Annotated in this window: 1 protein-coding gene; it reads left to right on the forward strand. The window is 63.5% G+C overall.

Translation table 11 applies throughout. The features are described from left to right. Window positions 1-275: 275 nt before the first annotated feature. A complete protein-coding gene (locus tag QMX83_RS21570; RefSeq protein ID WP_336618974.1) occupies window positions 276-608 on the forward strand; it encodes a transposase in 333 nt (110 codons plus the stop codon). Window positions 609-694: the final 86 nt, after the last annotated feature.

Raw genomic sequence — 694 nt, forward strand, 5'->3', positions numbered from 1 at the left:
ACCTGAAGGCGTACGCAAGGGTTGGGTCCCCGGTAGCGCCGGCCGCTGGCCGGCCCTCGGAGATTCCCCTACCCCTCAGAACTTCAGCCGATGACAGCCGCGAACGGAGCTGACTGACGGCAAGAGCAAAGCGCCGCCAGCAATATCGGCGCATGAGCAGCAATCGCCTCCGCCTCGGTCGTCGCAACCTTCTCGGGCACGTCTACGTACTGACCACGCGTTGCACACGGAACACCCGGTGGTTTGAAAGACCTGAGGCAGTGGACCTCGTCGTGATGCAATTTCGCCGCTCGGATCAAAGCCGATGCACGAGAACGCTGGCATGGGTGGTCATGCCCGACCATATCCATTGGATGTTCGAACTTCAGCAGCAAACGCTGGCGCACGTAGCTCGACGCTTGAAGTCATCGAGTGCATTGGCGTTGAATCGGCTCCTGGGTCGCCAAGGCAAGGTATGGCAACCGGGTTATCACGACCATTGCCTGCGGAACGATGCGGCCTTGATCCGGCATGCCCGATACATCATGGGTAATCCCGTTCGTGCAGGATTGGTGGAGCGTATTGGTGAGTATCCGTATGCGTGGTGCCGGTGGCCACTGGAACCCTGAGGATTCCGATTGAGCCGACCACCGCCTGGGGGGGGGGGGGGGGGCGCCCCCGCCGGCCGCCCCCCCCCCACCCCCCCCCGCGCGCG

The organism is Stenotrophomonas sp. PS02289 (genome assembly GCF_029960115.1).
GTDB lineage: Bacteria > Pseudomonadota > Gammaproteobacteria > Xanthomonadales > Xanthomonadaceae > Stenotrophomonas.